At 62.5% G+C, this 18,137-nt stretch carries 17 protein-coding genes; 5 read left to right on the forward strand and 12 right to left on the reverse strand.

Going from position 1 to position 18,137, the window contains the following annotated elements; translation table 11 throughout:
• Positions 1-55: 55 nt before the first annotated feature.
• Positions 56-958: a DMT family transporter gene (locus AMK00_RS06695; RefSeq protein WP_064809957.1), complete on the reverse strand. Its 903-nt coding sequence runs from the start codon at positions 956-958 to the stop codon at positions 56-58.
• Between the two features lie 125 nt (positions 959-1,083).
• On the opposite strand from AMK00_RS06695, the gene AMK00_RS06700 reads away from it, so the two are divergent.
• Entirely contained in the window at positions 1,084-1,578 is a 495-nt protein-coding gene (locus tag AMK00_RS06700; RefSeq protein WP_189637628.1) for an Lrp/AsnC family transcriptional regulator, read from the forward strand.
• 171 nt (positions 1,579-1,749) lie between these two features.
• Here AMK00_RS06700 and mgtE read toward each other — a convergent pair whose 3' ends face one another.
• Both mgtE and AMK00_RS06710 read right to left on the reverse strand, forming a co-directional pair.
• On the reverse strand, positions 1,750-3,123 hold the full coding sequence (mgtE, locus tag AMK00_RS06705) for a magnesium transporter (RefSeq protein WP_064809958.1): 1,374 nt from the start codon (positions 3,121-3,123) through the stop codon (positions 1,750-1,752).
• 263 nt (positions 3,124-3,386) lie between these two features.
• Positions 3,387-4,610, reverse strand: coding sequence for an MFS transporter (locus AMK00_RS06710; RefSeq protein ID WP_064801397.1), 1,224 nt, complete (start codon positions 4,608-4,610; stop codon positions 3,387-3,389).
• Positions 4,611-4,904: 294 nt separating this feature from the next.
• Between AMK00_RS06710 and AMK00_RS06715 the strand changes: the two genes are divergently transcribed.
• On the forward strand, positions 4,905-5,849 hold the full coding sequence (locus AMK00_RS06715) for a diacylglycerol/lipid kinase family protein (RefSeq protein ID WP_064801398.1): 945 nt from the start codon (positions 4,905-4,907) through the stop codon (positions 5,847-5,849).
• A 12-nt stretch (positions 5,850-5,861) separates the two neighbouring features.
• On the opposite strand, the gene AMK00_RS06720 is transcribed toward AMK00_RS06715, so the two are convergent.
• Positions 5,862-7,211, reverse strand: a complete 1,350-nt coding sequence (locus AMK00_RS06720; RefSeq protein ID WP_064801400.1) for a glutamine synthetase family protein — start codon at positions 7,209-7,211, stop codon at positions 5,862-5,864.
• An 83-nt stretch (positions 7,212-7,294) separates the two neighbouring features.
• On the opposite strand from AMK00_RS06720, the gene AMK00_RS06725 reads away from it, so the two are divergent.
• A complete protein-coding gene (locus AMK00_RS06725; RefSeq protein ID WP_064809959.1) occupies positions 7,295-8,662 on the forward strand; it encodes an aspartate aminotransferase family protein in 1,368 nt (455 codons plus the stop codon).
• Between the two features lie 6 nt (positions 8,663-8,668).
• Here the strand turns inward: AMK00_RS06725 and AMK00_RS06730 are convergent, their stop codons facing one another.
• The 4 genes from AMK00_RS06730 to AMK00_RS06745 all read right to left on the reverse strand — a co-directional run bounded on the left by AMK00_RS06730 (position 8,669) and on the right by AMK00_RS06745 (position 14,314).
• Positions 8,669-10,156, reverse strand: a complete 1,488-nt coding sequence (locus AMK00_RS06730; RefSeq protein WP_064809960.1) for an ArnT family glycosyltransferase — start codon at positions 10,154-10,156, stop codon at positions 8,669-8,671.
• Positions 10,156-11,655 carry a glycosyltransferase family 39 protein gene (locus AMK00_RS06735; RefSeq protein ID WP_064811662.1) on the reverse strand — a complete coding sequence of 500 codons (1,500 nt, stop codon included), beginning with the start codon at positions 11,653-11,655 and terminating at the stop codon, positions 10,156-10,158. Before AMK00_RS06735 ends, AMK00_RS06730 begins: the two co-directional genes overlap by 1 nt.
• Positions 11,656-11,667: 12 nt before the next feature.
• Positions 11,668-12,684: a glycosyltransferase family 2 protein gene (locus AMK00_RS06740; RefSeq protein WP_064809961.1), complete on the reverse strand. Its 1,017-nt coding sequence runs from the start codon at positions 12,682-12,684 to the stop codon at positions 11,668-11,670.
• Positions 12,685-12,820: 136 nt separating this feature from the next.
• A complete protein-coding gene (locus tag AMK00_RS06745) occupies positions 12,821-14,314 on the reverse strand; it encodes an ArnT family glycosyltransferase (protein ID WP_064809962.1) in 1,494 nt (497 codons plus the stop codon).
• 183 nt (positions 14,315-14,497) lie between these two features.
• Here AMK00_RS06745 and AMK00_RS06750 point away from each other — a divergent pair, with 183 nt between their 5' ends.
• Positions 14,498-15,460 (forward strand): lysylphosphatidylglycerol synthase domain-containing protein, encoded by a 963-nt coding sequence (locus AMK00_RS06750; protein ID WP_064809963.1) that lies wholly within the window; start codon positions 14,498-14,500, stop codon positions 15,458-15,460.
• Here the strand turns inward: AMK00_RS06750 and AMK00_RS06755 are convergent.
• From AMK00_RS06755 to AMK00_RS06770, 4 genes are read right to left on the reverse strand one after another with little or no spacing between them, the layout of a single operon-like run.
• On the reverse strand, positions 15,428-16,669 hold the full coding sequence (locus AMK00_RS06755; protein WP_064809964.1) for an RNA polymerase sigma factor: 1,242 nt from the start codon (positions 16,667-16,669) through the stop codon (positions 15,428-15,430). The two genes, AMK00_RS06750 and AMK00_RS06755, sit on opposite strands and share 33 nt — an antisense overlap.
• Before the next feature lie 10 nt (positions 16,670-16,679).
• A complete protein-coding gene (locus tag AMK00_RS06760) occupies positions 16,680-17,039 on the reverse strand; it encodes a YciI family protein (protein WP_064809965.1) in 360 nt (119 codons plus the stop codon).
• Between the two features lie 2 nt (positions 17,040-17,041).
• Positions 17,042-17,401, reverse strand: a complete 360-nt coding sequence (locus AMK00_RS06765) for a YciI family protein (protein WP_016734316.1) — start codon at positions 17,399-17,401, stop codon at positions 17,042-17,044.
• A 12-nt stretch (positions 17,402-17,413) separates the two neighbouring features.
• The gene (locus tag AMK00_RS06770; RefSeq protein ID WP_064809966.1) at positions 17,414-17,764 is read right to left on the reverse strand and encodes a YciI family protein; all 351 of its coding nucleotides are present in this window, start codon (positions 17,762-17,764) and stop codon (positions 17,414-17,416) included.
• Between the two features lie 154 nt (positions 17,765-17,918).
• Here AMK00_RS06770 and AMK00_RS06775 point away from each other — a divergent pair, with 154 nt between their 5' ends.
• Positions 17,919-18,134, forward strand: a complete 216-nt coding sequence (locus AMK00_RS06775; RefSeq protein ID WP_064801419.1) for a hypothetical protein — start codon at positions 17,919-17,921, stop codon at positions 18,132-18,134.
• Positions 18,135-18,137: the final 3 nt, after the last annotated feature.

Genomic DNA, 18,137 nt, shown 5'->3' on the forward strand with positions numbered 1-18,137 from the left:
AAGCCGCCGCAGCGATGGCTGCCGGCGGCTTCGTAATGTCGGTCGCGGCTGATGGTCAGCGTCGCGCGGCAATTCCCGTCGAAAGTGCGACGCCGATGCCGGTGACCACCGCGGCACTGATTTCGGCAAGGCCGATCGTTTCGCCGAGCAGGAGACCGCCGCCGAGGGTCGCAAGAACAGGCGTCAAAGCCGTAAAGGCGGCGGCCTGTGTTCCGCCGAGGATGCGGACCGCCGTGCCATAGGCGACCATGGCGACGAGGCCTGACAGAATGCCCTGGCTCAAAACCTGGAGGCCGATTTCGGCAAGCGGGGCCTGCGGCAGCGAGATTCCGAAGACGAGTGCGAGCATCGCCATGATCAGGAAAGACCAGGCGGCAATCAGCGCGCTGGCCTGAATGGCCGTCAGACCCGAGCGGCGAAAGGCATGGGTGTAGCTTGCCCAGAGCACGGCGCCGGCCGGCAGCATGACAAAGCTTGTCCAGGGCAGGGAGGCATCGGCAAGGCTGCGGGCAAGCAGGATCAGGACGCCGCCGACGATTGCCGCCAGCCCGGCAATGCGTGTGGCATCCGGCCGTTCCCGAAACAAGAGAATGCCGATCAGTGCGGTGGCAAGCGGCATGGAGCCGCCGAGCAGGATACCGGAGGAAGCTGCCGGTGTGGAGTGAATGGCAAGCGTCGTGACCAGAAAGAAGATCGCGCCGCAGCCGGCGACCATGATCGCCAGCAGATAGAGCGGCACGCCCTTCGGCAGCAGACCGATGCGAAGCCAGACGGGCGAAAGCGCGAGCGCCGGAATGCCGAAGCGGATGAGGCCGATATCGATGGAGCCAAGCGACGTCGCCGCGCTGTGGCGGGTCGCCAGAAACCAGGTCGCCCAGATCAGTACGGTGATACTGCCGGCGGCATAACCGAACGTCTGCGAAGGCGATTTGTCTTTTGAAAATACAATCGTGCTCATCGTCCCTAATCCTTTCCTCCATCCGGATCTTGTCCGGTTGAGGAAGAGATTAGCGCCGAGAGCCGGGGCATGTCCTTGCTATCTGTGGCTCGAAAAGCGTGCTATACGCAATCTTCTGCTAAATCATGCCCAAGGATTTCACGAAAGTGCCAAATCTCGATAAATTCGATATTGCCATCCTGAAATGCCTGCAGGAGGATGCGCGGGCCACCAACGTCGAGATCGCCGAGAAGGTGAACCTCTCGCCGTCGCCCTGCCTGCGTCGCATCCGTAATCTCGAACGCTCCGGTATCATCCGCGGCTACACCGCCGATATCGATCGCAAGGAGGTCGGTCTCGGCCTGACGGTCTTCGTCGAATTCAAGGTGGTGCATCACAGCCGCGAAAATTCCGAGGCGCAGCAGAAGGCATTGCTCGCCATCCCCGAAATCGTCTCCTGTTTCCTGATTTCGGGAACAGCCGATTTCCTGGCCGAAGTGGTAGTGGAAGATCTCGCCGCCTATGAACGGCTTCTGACGGACACGCTGCTGACCTTGCCGAACGTCAGCGACATCCGCTCGAACTTCGCCATCCGCAGCATCAAGACGCATGGGCCGTTGAAACTGCCCGAGGGAAGATAATTTCCCAATAGTTTTTCTCGCTAATAAAAGCCCCTCCCCAACCCCTCCCCACAAGGGGGAGGGACTAATCTGGGGCACCGTCTCGCTCCCCATCAAAGGTCAATAGTTGGGATGCGGGTGCGGCAGTTTAAGCTCCCCTTGTGCGGAGGGGTTGGGGAGGGGTCTTGGGTGCTACAGCAGGGTCCCGCTGAGGATGAGCAGCGCCACCGAGAAGTAGATGACGAGGCCGGTGACGTCGACCAGCGTGGCGACGAAGGGGGCCGAGGCGCTGGCCGGGTCGAGCCGGAGCTTCTGCAGCACGAACGGCAGCATCGAGCCGCAGATCGAGCCGAAGGTGACGATCCCGATCAGCGCGGCAAACACTGTGACGGCGACCATCGGCCAGTGCGGGCCGTAATTGTAGAGCCCGGCCGATTGCCAGAAGACGATGCGGATGAAGCCGACGAGGCCGAGGATCGCGCCGAGCACGATGCCGGTCGGCAGCTCGCGGAAGAGCACTTTCCACCAGTCCGAAAGCTTCAGCTCGCCGAGCGCCAGCGCCCTTATGATCAGTGACGTCGCCTGCGAACCGGAATTGCCGCCCGAGCTCATGATCAGCGGGATGAACAGCGTCAGCACCACGGCCTTTTCCAGCTCGCCTTCGAAATGCTGCATGGCGCTCGCCGTCAGCATCTCGCCGAGGAACAGGGCGGCGAGCCAGCCGGCCCGCTTGCGGATCATGCCGGCAAAGCCGATCTTCATATAGGGCTGGCCGAGCGCCTCCATGCCGCCGAACTTCTGGGCTGCTTCCGTCGTGTCCGAAATCATCGTATCGATCACGTCGTCGACCGTGACGATGCCGAGCACCTGCCCATGTTCGTCGGTCACCGGCAAGGCGAGCAGGTCGTGTTTGCGGATCAACCGGGCAACATCCTCCTGCTTCATCAGCGGATCGGCCGAAACCGGAACGCCTTTCTGGGCGACCGTGAGGATGGAGGCGTCAGGCTCGCCGGTGATGAGGCGGCGCAGCGTCACCACATGCATCAGCGCATGGCTGCGCTCGTCGAGCACATAGATAGCATAGACGGTCTCGCGCGAGCGTTCGACCTGGCGCACATGATCGAGCGTCTGGGCAACGGTCCAGCTGTCGGGCACGCTGACGAACTCCGTCGTCATGATGCCGCCGGCCGTGCGTGGCGGATAGCCCATCAGATGCTGGATGGCGACGCGCACCGGCTCGTCGAGGCTGGAGAACAGCCGGGCGCGGGTCTCGCCGTCGAGTTCGAGCAGCACGTCGGCGACGCGGTCGTTGGACATGCCGTGCAGCAGCCGTGCGGCGTCCTCGGCGCTGATCAGCGCGAGGATCTGTGCGGCGTTGCGAAGCTCCGGCCGGTCGAAAATGTTGACGGCATAGTCGAGCGGCATGGCCGACAGCACCCGCCCGGCGTCTTGGATGCTGAGCGCGTTCAACGCGTCGACGCGTTCGGCGATCGTGGCGCCGCGGCTGTTGTTGATGAAGGCACGGGCGGCATGGCCTGCCCGAAGAGGGAAGCGATTGATATTCATGAGGCTCGCCTTTCCGTCGATCCGCCGTAGCGTCCGATCGGGCGAGCCGACAGGAGTCGGTCAGCGCACGAGGGCGGCCGCGTACGGCAAAGGCAATCGACTGCTACTGTCGCTTGGCATCGCTAAGATGACTCCGTTGAAATCCGTGGCCGACAGGTGCCGTCCACATGTATGCTAGGTGGTCCCGAACGCGGAAAAAGTCAAGCCGGCTAAATGCTTAACGCCAGAATGTCGCACCTGTTCGCATTGCAGGCGGAGATGCGCTACGCCACCTGCGTGCTGCGACGCTCCAGGCGGGCGGAGGCGGCGAAGACGAACAGGCCGAGGAAGGAGAGTGCCGCGCCGACATAGCCGGTTGCCGCAAACCCATAGCCCCAGGCGATGACGAGACCACCAAGCCAGGCGCCGATCGCATTGGCGATGTTGAAGGCCGAATGGTTGGAAGCCGCCGCCAGCGTCTGAGCATCGGCAGCGACATCCATCAGCCGCGTCTGCAGCGCCGGGCCGGCGGCAAAGCCGCAGCCGACGAGGAAGACCGAGAGGCCGAGCATATAGGGGTTGGCAGCAGTCAGCGAGAAGGTGGTCAGCACGACGATATTATAGATGAGCGAGCCGCCGATCGTGCCGAGCAGCGACTTGTCGGCGAGCCACGAGCCGATGAAATTGCCGGCATTCATGCCGACGCCGAAGAGCACCAGCATGATCGGAACGGCTGTTTCCGGCAACATCGCCACCTCGGTCGTCGTCGAGGCGATATAGCTGAACATGGCAAACATGCCGCCATAACCGACGGCGGCGATGCCGAGCGTCAGCCAGACCTGCGGTCGGCGGAAGGCGCCGAGTTCGCGTGAGAAACTCGCTTCTTCGGAAACCCTGTCCCTGGGAACATAGAGCCAGATCAAGGCCACTGTCAGCAGGCCGACGACGCCGACCGACAGGAACGCCACCTGCCAGTCGAGCGATTGGCCGAAAAACGTCGTCAGCGGCGTGCCGAGGAGAGTTGCGACAGTCAGTCCGAGCATGACGCGTCCGACAGCGCGTGCCCGCCGATGAACCGGCACCATCGAGGCGGCCACAAGCGCGGCGACACCGAAATAGGCGCCATGCGGCAGACCGGTGATGAAGCGCAGCACGGTGAAGGCCTCGAAGGTCGGCGCCATGGCGCTCGATATATTGCCGATGGCAAAGACCAGCATCAGCGTCAAAAGCAGTGTGCGGCGCGCCATCTTCGCGGCAAGAACGGCGATGACGGGCGCGCCGACGACGACGCCGAGCGCATAGGCGCTGATGACATATCCCGCCTGCGGCGTCGTTACCGAGAAGGTATCGGCGACATTGGGCAGCAGCCCCATGATTGCGAATTCGCCGGTACCGATGCCGAAGCCGCCGCAAGCGAGCGCCAGTTGAACCAAGGCCACGGTCGTTGCCGATGGCAGTTCGTCACCCGGCCGGGTACCAATGGAATCACTGATGGCGATCTCAGTCATGAGAGCTCCGTGGAAAGGTTTTCTGCTTGGCAATGACCCCTGGCGTCGCCGCGAGGCGATCGGGATAAATGGCGGGAAGTGGACGATCTCTCCGATATCCGATCTATCCGCAATGCAGCGGCCGGCGTCGAGTGCAATTTTCGCAGTGCAGCGTCCTGCTATGTGCATATGTCCGTTGCAATATTTGCATTTCTGTCATTTCCTGCCGTGAAGGGGCGGCGCTTGAAATCGCCGGTGGCGCAACCATCTGAGGAGCAAGGCAGGACCATTTCCGCGCCAGGAACGGGAGCCCTCATGAAGCTTGTAGGCTTTTTCAATCGCGACGGCGGTACCTTCAAGACCACCGATATGCTGGCCTACGAGAAGAGGGCGGAAGCAGCTTTCCGCGACGCCGGACACGATTTCGAGGCGATCGTTTTCTCCGGCAAGGAAATCATTCCCGCCATGGAGCGGGCGGCCAAGCGCGACGATATCGACGGCATCGTCGCCGGTGGTGGCGACGGCACGATTTCGGCGGCGGCCTCGATCGCCTGGAAAAACGGCATCGCGCTTGGCGTCGTGCCGGCCGGCACCATGAACCTCTTTGCCCGCTCGCTGCGCGTGCCGCTCGATATCTGGCAGGCGCTCGATGTGCTTGCATCAGGCGAGATCGACAACGTCGATATCGCCAGCGCCAATGGCCGCCCCTTCATTCACCAGTTTTCCGCCGGCTTGCATGCCCGCATGGTGCGCTACCGCAACGCCTACAGCTATCGTTCGCGGCTGGGCAAGATCAGGGCGAGCATGAAGGCTGCTCTCGGCGTGATCTTCAATCCGCCCGAGTTCGAGGTCGAGTTCGAAGCAGCCGGCATGCGTGAGCGCCGCAGGGTCTCGGCGGTCTCGGTCTCCAACAATCCTTTCGGCGAAAATGCGCTGCTTTATGCCGATAATCTCAGAAGCGGCGAGCTCGGCTTCTATACGGCAAATCCGCTGAAACCCCTTGGTGTCGCCCGCCTTGCCATCGACATGCTGCGCGGAAAGGTGCGCGAGAATGCCGATGTCATGGTGATGCATCCGGCCGAGGTGCGCCTGCATTTCCCGAAGCTGCGCTCCAAGGCCAATTGCGTCATGGACGGCGAGTTGCTGCCGCTCGAACGCGACGTTTTGATCCGTCTGCATCCCGGCGAACTGAAGGTTCTCGTCAAGCAGGGTCTGGCAGCTCAGATTGATGCGGACGAACGCCGCGAACCCGCGGCGTGAGGGCCGAAGACGTCAGACACGCGGCAGGTAGGTGCGGTAATCGAAATCGGAGACCGCGCGCAGGTGCGCCAGCGCTTCCTTGCGTTTGGTGTCGCCGTAGAGCGCCTGATAGCGTGTGCCGAAGATATCGGCGACGAAGGGTGAGGCGCGGAAAGCATCGACCGCGCTCAGGAAATCATGTGTCAGTCGCGTTGTATTGGCGGGCGTATGCGCCGGCGTCGTCTCCTCGCCGGGGTTGAGTTCGTGGTCGAGCCCCGTGAGCATGCCGCCGAGGATCGCCGCCAGCAGCAGGTAAGGATTGGCGTCGGCGCCGGCGACGCGGTGTTCGATGCGCGCGGCCGGCCCTTCCTTGTCGGGGATCCGGATCGCCGTGCCCCGATGGCCGCTGCCCCAGGTCAGATCGACGGGCGCGAACGAGCCTGGCTGGAAGCGCCGGTAGGAATTGGCGAAGGGGGCGAAGATCAGCTGCGCCTCGCGCATGCTGTCGAGCATGCCTGCGGTGACCGATTTCAGCAGCTTCGGCTCGCCGCCTTTGGCGTCGAGAATGTTGCGGCCTTGTTCGTCGATGACGCTTACATGCACATGCAGGCCGGAACCGGCATGGTCGGTATAGGGCTTGGCCATGCAGGTCGATTTCAACCCGTGGCGGCGCGCCGCCTGTTCGGCGATGCGCTTCAAGTAGAGGCAGTCGTCGGCCGCCGCCAGCGCATTGGCGCGGTGCATGAGGTTGACTTCGAATTGACCGGGCCCGAATTCCGCTGTCGTCGCATCCGCCGGCAGGCCCTGCGCCTTCGCATAGGCCCTCAGCGTCTGCAGATAGGCGTCGAGCGCATCGACGGCGCTCATGTCGTAGAGCTGGAAACCGTTCGGCTCGCCGCGATAGGTGAGGCTTTCGGGCGGGGAAGGGCGTCCGGTCTCGCGCCAGTCTCCAGACATCACATAGAATTCCAGTTCGGTCGCGACGACGGGCGTCAATCCGCGCAGCCTGTAGCGCTCAACCACCGAGGCAAGGATGGCGCGCGGATCCATGAAGCTTGGGCTGCCGTCGAATTCGCACATGGTGGCCAGCACCTGCATCGAGCCCTCCGGCGCCCAGGGCATCGGCGCGAGGCTGCGTCGGTCGGCAACGACCATGCCGTCGGGATCGCCGATCGTCAGCGACAGGCCAGTGATATCGTCATTGTCGTCGCCCCAAATGTCGAGCGATTGCGTCGAGGTCGGCAGGCGGATCTCGCCGGTCCAGATCTTACCTTCGCTGTTCTGAGGAAGCTGCTTGCCGCGCAACTCACCGTTCATGCCGACGATCAGGATTTCGAAACGCGGCTCTCCATCGGCCTTGCCGTCCATCCTGTCGCTCGCCATGACCTTGAAAATCCTCCGGGACAAGGCCAAGCTCCTATCCCATCGACAGCAGCCTTTCAATCCGCGAGGGTCTTTTACCAGTCATGCCCGATACTTACCCGCCCTCCAACCTTGCTGCTATCGACGCCGCGCACCATCTGCATCCCTTCGCCGACATGAAGAAGCTGAATGCCGAGGGAACGCGCATTATTCAGCGCGGCGAGGGCGTCTACATCTTCGATAATCACGGCAGGAAATATCTCGACGGCTTCGCCGGTCTCTGGTGCGTCAATATCGGTTATGGTCGCAGGGAGATCACCGAGGCCGTCGCAAGGCAGATGAATGAGCTGCCTTATTACAACACCTTCTTCGGCACGACCTCGACGCCGGCGACGCTGCTGGCTGAGAAGGTGACGTCCCATGCCGGCGAACGGTTCAACCATATCTTCTTCACCGGCTCCGGCTCGGAGGCGAACGACACCTGGTTTCGCATGGCCCGCGTCTATTGGAGCGCCGTCGGCAAGCCGTCGAAGAAGATCGTCATCGCCAGGAAGAACGGCTATCACGGCTCGACCGTTGCCGGCGCCAGCCTTGGCGGCATGAAATACATGCATGAGCAGGGCGATCTGCCGATCCCGGGCATCGTCCATATCGGCCAGCCCTATTGGTACGGCGAGGGCGGCGATCTCTCGCCCGCCGAATTCGGTCTCAAAGTCGCGCGTGAGCTGGAAGCGAAGATCGACGAGCTCGGCGAGGAGAATGTCGCCGCCTTCGTCGCCGAGCCCGTGCAGGGTGCTGCCGGCGTCATCGTCCCGCCGGAGACCTATTGGCCGGAGATCGACCGCATCTGCAAGGCGCGCAATATTCTGCTGGTGACCGACGAGGTGATCTGCGGTTTCGGCCGTCTCGGCGCCTGGTTCGGCCATCAGCATTTCGGCGTCGAGCCGGATCTCGCGCCGATCGCCAAGGGACTGTCTTCCGGCTATCTGCCGATCGGCGGCGTGCTGGTCAGCGGCCGCATTGCCGACGTGCTGATCAACGAGGTCGGTGACTTCAATCACGGCTTCACCTATTCCGGCCACCCGGTCTGCGCCGCCGCCGCCCTCGAAAACCTGCGCATCATCGAGGAGGAAAGACTGGTCGAGCGCGTGCGCGACGATATCGGTCCCTATTTCGGCAAGGCCTGGGCAGCGCTGGCCGAACACGATCTTGTCGGCGAGGCAGTCGGCATCGGCCTCATGGGCGGCCTGCAGCTTGCTGCCGACAAGAGCACGCGCACTCGCTTCGACAAGCCCGATCAGATCGGCGCGCTGGTACGCAACCACGCACTGGCGAACGGCCTGGTGCTGCGCGCCACCGGCGACCGTATGCTCGCCTCGCCCCCGCTTGTCATCAGCCACGCGGAGGTGGACGAGATGGCAAGGATTACCAGGCTGGCGTTGGACGCGGCCTGGAAGGAGCTGAAATCGTGATTTCGCTCAGCCCGGCTGATTGATCCAGGCATAGCCGAAACGATAGCTGTCCCTGCCGCGGCCGTACAAATAGGGCACGTCGATCACCGACGTCTCAGGCGCGGAGGCGCCGAGATTGGCCTGGAGCCATTGAGCCATATCAGGCGGGAGCGCTTCGCTGCCTCCCTTCGGCGGTATCAGCCAGACGAGGAGAAGCGGTCGCCGGCCGGTCAGATCCGGATGGAAGCCGGGATAATCGACGGAGAGGACCGGTACCCCGGGAATATCCTGCCTGAGATTGCCAGCAAGAAGGCTGTCGCCGGCAAGGATTGCCGCCGGTTCAGCCTGTTGACGCAGGTTTTTCAGCATCGTGGCATAGGGCCTGTTCAATCGTTCGTAGTGCCCTGAGAAGCTCGCGCTCGCCACGCTGCCGTAAAGGGCGGCCGGCACGCCGATCATGATGACGGCAACGATGGGCATGAAACGCCGGAAAGCCCTGTCGGTCTCCACGCCCGCCGCCTCGATCTTCAAGCAGAGATAGAGCGGCACGATGAAGAGCATCGGCACCAGCCAGCGATCCTTGATCCCGGCCGCGCCGCCGAAGACGATCAGGAGCAGGATGCCGATGACGAAGACGAGCATCATCCGCTCGAGAAGCCCAGTCCATTCCGATCGGGCGCCGAGCGCCGAACGAAGCTTCTTGCCGAAGACGGCCGCAAACACCGCCACCGTCAATCCTGCGAAGCTGATGACCGCGAGAGCGAGCGAGCCGATGCCCATGGCGACCTGCATGGGATAACTCGCGTGGCCGCTCGCGGTCATCTTCTCCAGCGTGCGCGCGCTTGCGAAATCGAGATTGTCATTCAGCCAGAAAAGATGCGGTAGGATGATGACGAGCGCCACGACCGCGGTCAGCGCCAGCCGCCGGTCGAAGATCCGCGGCCGCAGGCGCGCATCCGCCAGCGCGGCAATCAGGGCCGCCGCCGGCAGGATGGCGAAATTATACTTGGCAAGCAGGCCGAAACCGATGCCGATGCCCGCCATCAGATAGGAGAGGGCGCTCGGCTGTTTCAGACTGCGAACGAAGCCGCAGAAGAACAGGCTGGCAGAAAAGAAGACCGCGACTGTGTGTGTCAGATCCCGTTGCATCTCGAAAACCATCTGCGGGATCGTCAGCAGCCCGAGCGTTGCGATCGCCACGAGCGCCTTGTCGCGCAGGATGAGCCGCGCCGTCAGGCCGTACAGCAGATAAGAGCTGAACAACAGAAGGTTCTTGACGACGGACAGGGCAGCCAGCGAAACGCCTGTAAACTGGAAGACAGTATATTGCAGCCAGTTGTAAAATGGCGGCTGCGGGCCGTAACCGGCGGCGAGCCATTGCGAGCGGAAGACCTGTTCGGCCTCATCGAGATCGAGCGAATGTGAGGTTGCAAGCCGGACGCCGACCTGAAGCACGAAATAGGCGGCCAGCAGGACGAAAATCCACCGGATGTCGCGAAGCCTGGTCTCGGTCATTATCGCGCCCCCGGCCGAACCCAGGCATAACCGAGTGCGAAATTATCGCCCTGGCGGCCGAAGGCATAGGGAAGGGACAGGGCGCCGATCTCCTGCGGCGTGATATCAGCCGCCGTCAGCGCCGATGAAAACCGCTCCGGCATGACGGCGTCCGCAGCCGTCGCCGTCTTCTTGCCGCGCCAGACGATCAGCACCGGTCCGCCTGCTGTTGTGTAGGCCGGAATGCCGGCAACGGGAAAATCGGGGATGACGACGGGCACATGGGGAAGCTGCAGGCGCATGTTGCCGGCGACATAGGGATCGGAGGCAATCACCAGCGCGGGCTCGGCCTGTCGGGTCATATCGCGGACGAGATCGGCCATCGGCACATTCGGCCTGCTGTAGGTGCCGATCAGCCCGGCGCCGACGACGCGGAAGCCGAGCGCGACCAGGACGCAGGCCATCAGCACCGGCACGACAGGCCGGAAGCGGCGCAGTCCGGCGGAAAGGTCGAGTCCGGCCGCCTGCATCTTTGCCAGGAAATAGATCGGCAGCACCAGCAGGAACGGGTCGAGCCAGCGTTCACGCACCGTCGTGGAGCCGGTGAGCAGCACGATCAGAAGAATGCCGGCGAGGCTCGCGAGCATCATTCGCTCCAGCATCCCCGTCCAGCGGTTTCCGAATGAGAGCGCCTGGATGAAATCCCGGCGGAAGGCGGCGGCGAAAATGGCGACGGGCAGCGCTGCAAAGGCGATGATGGCGATGAGAAAGGCAAGAATGCCCTTGCCGATCCGCACCGCGCCAGCCGGTTCGTTGCCGGCGGCCATCTTGACCAGAGTATCGGAGGAGGCGAATTCGAGGTTGCTCCGCAGCCAGATCGCGTGCGGCAGCACGATAATGAGCGCGATGACGATCGCTGCCAGGATACGCCAGTCCAGTGCCCGGCGCCGCCACTCGGCATCGGGCAGGATGGCAAGCAGCGCGACGACGGGCATAAGCGCGAAATTATACTTCGAGATCAGCCCGATGCCTGTGGCAAGCCCGAGCAGGAGGTAGCTGCCGATGCCGGGCCGCTCGAGCGTGCGGAAGAAGCCATAGAGGAAGAGCGAACTTGCAAAGAGCAGCGCCGTCGTGTGGGTCAGATCCTGCTGCGCCATATAGGAGACCTGGGGCAGGGTGATCAGCGCCATCATCCCGACGGCGGCAAGCTTCTGGTCCTTCAGTGCCTCGCGCCCGGCAAGGCCGTAAAAGAGGTAACACAGGAAGAGCAGGATGTTCTTCGGGATGATAAGCGCGCCCATCGACAAGCCGGTCACCGAAACGACGGCATATTGCATCCAGTTGTAGAAGGGCGGCTGCGGACCGTAGCCCGCCAGCAGATATTGCGAGAAGAAGGACTGCTCGGCCTCGTCGAGTTCCAGCGCGTGCGGAAGCGCGAGCCTGAGCGCGATGTTCAGCACGAAATAGGCTGCAAGCAGCAGCGCCGCGGTTCTGATCGTCCTCGTCGCGCGGTCCAGCATCATGCTGCCGGCTTACGCTTGGCTTTGATCGTCGAAGATCTGCCGCACGATATAGTTCGGGGAGGCGTCGTCACGATAATAGGTACGCGCGATCATTTCCGCCAGAATGCCGGTGGTGATCATCTGCACCGACGAAAGGAGGAGAACGACCCCGACCATCAGCATGGGTCTGGTGCCGATATCGTTGCCCAGGATGAACTTGTCGAAGCCGAGATAGAGCAGGATCAATATGGCAACCGCGCCGAGACCGAGACCGAGCGAGCCGAAGAAATGGCCGGGCCTTGCCTTGTAGCGCATGAAGAACATGACCGACAGCAGGTCGAGGATGACGCGGAAGGTGCGCGAAATGCCGTACTTCGAAACGCCGTGTTCGCGAGCATGGTGGGTGACGGCCATCTCGCCGATGCGCGAGCTCGGGACGACACCGGCCACCCAGGCCGGGATGAAGCGGTGCATTTCGCCCATCAGCTTCACCTGCTTGATGATCGAGGCACGGTAGATCTTCAGGCTGCAGCCGTAATCATGTAGTTTGACGCCGGTGATGCGGCCGATCAGGTAGTTGGCGCACCATGACGGGATCTTGCGCAGGAACAGGCCGTCCTTGCGGTTCTTGCGCCAGCCGACCAGGAGGTCGAGTTGGCGCCGCTCGAGCTCGGAGACCATCGAAGGGATATCCTTCGGGTCATTCTGCAGATCGCCGTCCATCGTCGCGATCAGCCGGCCGCGAGCGGTATCGATGCCGGCCTGCATGGCGGCGGTCTGGCCGAAGTTGCGCTGCAGCTCGACAATCCGGAGCGCCAGGCCCTCGTGTCCGACGAATTTGCGGGCATTGACGAGCGTCGCATCCGTGCTGCCGTCGTCGACGAGGATCAGTTCCCAGCGATGCGAATACTCGGCCATCGCCGCAACGATGCGCTCGACCAGCGGGCCGACGCTTTCCTCTTCGTTGAAAACGGGCACGACCAGCGACAGCTCAAGCGATTGTACCGGATCATTCGTGCCGCGAATGGGCTCTACCGTTGTCTGCAACTTTGCATCTCCAAAAGGCCGAGCGGCCTTGCAATCTTACTGCCGCCGCCGCGCTTGCGGAAGCCTACTACATGAAGTGTCCGCCCGTTGCCAGCGGGCAATGCCGCTTTCCCGCAATCGGCCGACTTGCCGAAACCTACTTCGCGCCGCCTTCCAGCCAGGAATAACCAATCGAGAACGTACGTTTGCCGTCACCGAAAAGATAGGGAAGGGTCAGCGTCTTCACCTCCTGCAGATGAATACCCGATTTCACGAGATCATCGGCAAAGTCGGGAGAAATGGTGGGGTCATTTGCGGTTTCTCCGCGCCAGACGACGAGCACAGGACCCTTCGCAGTCGCATATTCAGGCACTCCGGGGCCTGGAAAGAATGGGATCACGACGGGAACGTCGGGGAATTCCAGCTTCATGTTGCCGGCCACGAACTTGGTTCCCGCCACAATGAGAACCGGCTTGCGGGCCGCGGTCAGTTCGGCCACGTAGCCGGAGAAGGGCACATTCGTTCTCGTATAAACGCCGGTATATTGCATGGCGACGATCCGTAGCAGAAGGATCGCCAGGATGACGACCATGAAGACCGGCACCACAGGCCGGAAGCGTACAAGGCCTGCGGAAAGATCGAAGCCTGCGGTTTCCAGCTTCAGGAACAGATAGATCAGCAGGACGAGCAGGCACGGGTCGAGCCAGCGCTCGTGGATATCGCTTGCGCCGGCGACGATGACGACACCGACGAAGGCAAGCAGGCTGACGACCATCATCCGCTCAATGACCCGGATCATCGGGCTGGACGCGGAAAGCGCACGGAAGAAATCCCGTCGGAAGGCTGCCGCGAAGACAACGATCGGCAACGCGACGAAGCCGAGGACGGCGATGACGAGGGACAACAGCCCCTGTCCGATACGGGGAAGGCCAGCGGCGGCCTCGTGCTCGGCGGTCATCCGCTCCATGGTCGGGGCCGAAGCGCTGACGAGATTATCGGGCAGCCAGAGCGCATGCGGCAGAACGATCAGAATGGCGATTGCGAACGCCGGCAGCAGACGCCAGTCCAACAGACGGCTGCGCCACTTTCGGTCCACCAGGACTGCGACGAAGGCGGCAAACGGCAGAATGGCGAAATTATATTTGGAGATGAGGCCAATGCCGGTGGCGATGCCGATGACGAGATAGCTGCCGATCGTCGGCTGCCGAAGTGTGCGAAAAAAGCCGAAGAGGAAGAGCGAGGTCGCAAACAGCAGGGCAACGGTATGGGTCAGTTCGCGCTGCGCCATGAGGCCGACCTGCGGCAGGGTGATCAGGCTCAGCATGGCGATGGGCGGGAGCAGACGGCTCTTCAGCACCTCGCGGGCGGCCAGCCCATAGAAAAGATAGCAGCCGAAGAGAATGATGTTCTTCGGAACCGAGAGCGCCCACATCGTGATCCCGGTGACCGAGACGATGGCGTATTGGATCCAGTTGTAGAAGGGCGGCTGCGGGCCATAGCCGGCCAGAAGATATTGCGAGTAGAAGGATTGTTCCGCCTCGTCGAGATCGAGCGTATGGGGCAGCGCGATGCGGAGCACGATGTTCAGCAGGAAATAGACTGCCAGAAAAATGCTCGCGCTCGTGATGTTTTTGGTAATGCGCTCCAACATCGATCTCCAAGTCAAACCGGCAAGGCGCCGTGATCTGTCGGTCTGCCACGGCGGTTGTCGGCCTTAAAGCGATCTCGCCGCCGTCGCTTCAACTCCGCCGTTGTGCCCAACCTTCATTTCTCCTAAAACGCCTGGCAATGGAGCCGAGGCTCATGCCGACGCCAAGCGAGGAATGCCTACTACATGAAGAGTTCGATCGTTGAAAGCCAGCAGTCCTGGTTTATGCGCAATCGCATGACGGCGCTGACGGTCGTAATTGTCGCAGCCTATGCGCTCTTCGTGCAATGGTTCTGGGGTTGGCCCGTCATCATCAGCCAATGGGCCGATGTCGGGGCAGGCCCGGTGATCGGCGCGCTCGTGGCATTGACGAGCACCTATTTCCTGCGCACCTGGCGCATCTACGACTATTTTCCCAAGGAAACTGCGGGCCGGTTTGCGACCCTCTTTCGCGTCACGCAGATCCACAATCTCCTGAACATTATGCTGCCCTTCCGCACCGGCGAGACCAGCTTTCCCTTGCTGATGCGCACCGAGTTCGGCATCCCGCTGACCCGCGGAACCTCGGCGCTCCTGGTCATGCGGCTGCTCGACTTGCACGCGCTCCTGGCGGCGGCCGGAATCGGCTTTGCGCTCGCCGCGGCCGATGCACTTGTCGCATGGTCGCTTTGGGCAGTCTTCCTGCTGCTGCCGGTCGCAGCTTTCGCCGCGCGCAAGCCGCTGTTCCGGCTCGCTGCCAGGCTGTTGCCTGATAGGGCGCAGAAATTCGTCGTCGAGATCGAAAACGGGCTACCGCTCGATGCCGCAGCCTTTGCGCGCGCCTGGGTGATGACCATCGTCAACTGGCTGGTGAAGGTGATCGTGCTAGCATGGGCGCTCGGCCTGATGGGGGTGCTGCCGATGGCGGCAAGCTTCGGCGGCGCGCTCGGCGGCGAACTCTCCTCCGTTCTGCCGGTGCACGCGCCGGGCGGCGTCGGCACCTATCCGGCCGGCATCACCGCCGGCGCCATTGCGCTCGGAGCCTCGAGCGAGCGGATGGCTCTGGCCGCGCTGGCGCAGGCAAGCGTCAATGCGCATCTCTTGATCATCGTCTCGGCGCTGACGGGCACCGCAATCTCACTGCCGCTCGGGCGCCGCGGCAAGCTCTGAAATCCGGTTCCGCAAAAAAGCCTGCTCCGGCTCCTGCCGGCAGAGCGACAGCGCCGTTTCATAGGCCGCGATTGCCTCTTCTCGCCGGCCGAGACGGCGCAGGAGATCGGCGCGGGCCGAATGGGCGAGGTGATAGGCCGTGAGCTCCTGGCGGCCCAGAATGGCATCGATCAGATCCAGGCCTGTCGCCGGTCCTTCCGCCATCGCGATCGCCACGGCGCGGTTGAGTTCGACGACCGGTGAGGGCTGGGCCGCCAGAAGGAGGTCATAATAGAAGGCGATGCGCCGCCAGTCGGTTTCCTCGGCGGTCGGCACCTTCGCATGTTCGGCGGCGATCGCCGCCTGCACCGTATAGGTGCCGATCTCTCCTGTCCGCATTGCCTCGGCTAGGAGTGTCAGACCTTCCGAGATCTTGGCGCGGTCCCAGAGCGAGCGGTCCTGATCGGCAAGCAGCACCAGTGCTTCCTCCTCGCTGCTGCGCGCGCTGCGACGGGAATCCTGCAGCAGCATCAGGGCCAGAAGTCCGCAAACGTCGGGATGCGGCAGCAGTGCCAGCAGCAGCCGCGCCAGCCGGATGGCCTCGCCGGTCAGATCGGCGCGAACGACCGCGTCTCCCGAAGAGGCGGAATAGCCTTCGTTGAAGACGAGATAGATGACATGCAGCACTCGGTCGAGCCGTTCGGGCAGCGCCTCGCGGCCCGGCACTTCATAAGGGATGTTCGCAGCCCGGATCCTGCCTTTGGCGCGCACGATCCGCTGGGCGACCGTCGGCGCCGGAATGAGGAAGGCATGGGCGATCTCTTCGGTGGTCAGCCCGCAGATTTCCCGAAGCGCCAACGCCATCTGCGCATCGGCGGGAATAACGGGATGGCAACAGGTGAAGACCAGCCGCAGCATATCGTCTTCGATCGCTTCCATGTCGCCGATCTCCGTTTCGTCGAACGTGTAGAGACTGTCCTCGATGTGCTGCTGCGAGGCATCGAAGCGCGCCCGGCGGCGGATTGTATCGATTGCCTTGAAGCGTCCCGTCGAAACGAGCCAAGCGAAAGGGTTGCCGGGAATGCCGTCAGCCGGCCAGGTCCGTGCCGCCGCGGCAAAGGCATCGTGCAGCGCGTCCTCGGCACGGTCGAAATCGCCGAGCAGACGGATCAGCGTCGCCAGAACCCGACGCGAATGCTGCCTGTAGATATCTTCGATCACCTGTTCCAACGGGCGATCCTCACTCTGGCAGGGTGAGCAGCCTCACCGGACGCAATTCGATCGATCCGACGCGGACGCTTGGAATGCCCGCGACGACCTTGCGCGCCTCTTCGAGATCGGCTGCCTCGATGATGTAGATGCCAGCCAGATGTTCCTTGGTCTCGACGTAAGGGCCATCGGTCGAAGACAGAATGCCATGGCGCACTCTCAGGACCGAGGCGCTGTCGGGAGCTTCCAATGCATCGGAATGGATCATGATGCCTTTGCGCTGAAGCTCCTCGTCATACTGGAAATGCGCCCTTACGAGATCGTCGCCCTCGGCCTGACTGAGCGTGCCATCCATATCGGCGGGATTATAGATGAGGCAGACGAAGCGCATGGCTATCTCCCATCCTTGATCGAATAGGCGGGTCTGATTTCGATCGACGCATATTTGAGGATCGGGAAGGTGGAAATGATTGCTTTCGCTTCATCCATGTCCTTGGCCTCGATCACCACGAAGCCACCGAGATGCTCCTTGATTTCGGCGAAGGGACCATCTGTAGCGGCGACAGTGCCGTTGCGAACGCGGAGCGTTACGGCTCGCTCCGGTTCATAAAGCGCCAGCGCGCTCAGCATGTGACCGCTGTCGCGCCAATGATCGTCGCTGACGATGCACTCCTGCGTGACCGCGTCCCATTCCTCCTGCGTGACTTTGCTGCTCTTTTCTGTATCGAACCAGACCTGACCCAGAAACTTCATTGTGTGACCTCTTCAGCCGAATTCATGGATGGGGCGAACTTCGATCGCGCCGAGTTTCGCTAGCGGAATGCCAGCCGCAATCCGGATCGCGTCATTGAGATCCTTGGTCTCGACCAGGATGAAGCCGCCGAGCGCCTCCTTGGTCTCGGCGAAGGGGCCGTCCGTCACCGACATCTCGCCATGGCGCACCCTGACGGTCACCGCTGATTTCGGCGACTGCAGCGCCTGGGCGACGATCATATGTCCGCTTCCGACGAGATCTCTGTCGTAGCTCAAGGAGTTCGCGTCGAGTTCGGCCTTCTCCTCTTGCGTCATGGCGTCGAGTATCGCGCCATCGAACCAGACCTGGCAGAGATATTTCATCGCAGGCAGCCTCCTTTGCTGTCTCCATATCCCTGGACGAACGATCGCCGCGCATTTCGACAGCGGCGGGAAAAATAATTTGTGCCGGTCCGGTGTCGAAATCGCAAGGCAGCACTCGACAAGGCTTCATCGAAACCCGTCGAGGAGAACGGCAATGAGTATTCTTGAAATCGCGCTCGCAAGCCAGATCTGGGCTCGCCGCCATGAAAAGCGTCGTCAGGCGTTCGACGAACGCGATGGGCTGACGATTCTCTCACGCACCGCTTTCGCCATCGTCGGCTTCACCCTGTTGATCGCGGGGCTGAACGCTGCTGCCGGCAGACCGCAGGTGGTTGCGCAGCACGCGGCACCCGTCGTCGCAGGCAGATGAGGA

Origin of the sequence: Rhizobium sp. N621, assembly GCF_001664325.1 — a bacterium.
GTDB classification, from domain to species: Bacteria; Pseudomonadota; Alphaproteobacteria; order Rhizobiales; family Rhizobiaceae; genus Rhizobium; species Rhizobium esperanzae.